Below are 1,144 nucleotides of genomic sequence, written 5' to 3'. Positions count from 1 at the left end.
TGGGCTTGATCCGTTTTGGCGGACATCCGAGATCAGGGGTTCAGCCCCGGGAGGATGTCCATCATGGAGAGCATGGGGAAGAAGAAGCCTCGCCCTCGTCGCTCGTTCACGCCGGAGTTCAAGGCTGAGATCGTCGAGCTGTGTCGACGCGGTGACCGCTCGGTCGGTCAGATCGCCAAGGACTTCGATCTGACCGAGACCGCGGTGCGTGACTGGGTGAAGCAGGCCGAGGTCGATGCGGGAGAACGGGACGGTCTGACCAGCAGCGAACGCGAGGAACTGGCCGCACTGCGGCGGGAGAACCGCCGTCTGCGCGAGGACGTCGACATCCTCAAGCGGGCCACGGCTTTCTTCGCGAAGGAGACCCGGTGACGGTGCACCCGTTCATCGAGGCGGAGAAGCGTGCAGGTCACAGCGTCAAACGAGCGTGTGAGCTGCTGAAGGTCTCCCGGACCGCCTTCTATGCCCGCCGCGCTGCCAAGCCTGGTCCCCGCGCCGTCCGTGACGCCGAGCTGGCGGAACAGATCGCCGACGTCCACACGAGATCGCGGGGAACCTACGGCGCCCCGCGCGTCCATGCCGTGCTCAAGCGGGAAGGCGCCGGATGCGGCCGCCGCCGTGTCGCGCGGCTGATGCGGGCTGCCGGCCTGCAGGGCCGACACCGCAGACGACGGCACCAGACGACGATCCCCGATCCACGAGCTGCCCTGCGGCCCGACCTCGTCGTCCGGGACTTCCAGCCCGACCCCGCCGGCCTGGATGCCCGCTGGTGCGGCGACATCACCTACATCGCCACGGAAGAGGGCTGGCTCTACCTGGCTACCGTCATCGACATCGCCTCCCGTCGCGTGGTCGGCTGGGCGACGGCCGACCACCTGCGGACCGATCTGGTCGCCGATGCCCTCACAGCCGCCTGTCGCAAGCGCCGTCCCACCCGGCCGGTGATCTTTCACTCCGATCGTGGCTGTCAGTACACCAGCCAGCAATTCGCCGCGCTGGCAGGCCAGTTGGGGGTGCGTCTGTCGGTCGGCCGCACCGGCCAGTGCTGGGACAACGCACTCGCCGAGTCGTTCTTCGCCACCATCAAGAGGGAACTGCTCGGCGCCAGCACCTGGCCCAGCCGGGCCGCCGCCCGCACCGCGAT

The 1,144-nt window shown here is 68.6% G+C and carries 2 protein-coding genes; both read left to right on the top strand.

Annotated elements, in window-relative coordinates; all coding sequences use genetic code 11:
• The first annotated feature begins 63 nt into the window (after nucleotides 1–63).
• Complete coding sequence (locus EV567_RS27720) at nucleotides 64–372, top strand: IS3 family transposase (RefSeq protein WP_053743648.1); 309 nt, start codon at nucleotides 64–66, stop codon at nucleotides 370–372.
• A partial coding sequence (locus EV567_RS27715) for an IS3 family transposase (protein ID WP_130444906.1) occupies nucleotides 369–1,144 on the top strand: 776 nt, incomplete at its 3' end. The genes EV567_RS27720 and EV567_RS27715, both read left to right, overlap by 4 nt.

Source organism: Streptomyces sp. BK239 (genome assembly GCF_004217285.1).
In the GTDB taxonomy this organism is placed as follows: Bacteria; Actinomycetota; Actinomycetes; order Streptomycetales; family Streptomycetaceae; genus Streptomyces.
Note: the sequence above shows the minus strand (reverse complement) of the source record. Positions and strands in the feature narration are given on the sequence as shown.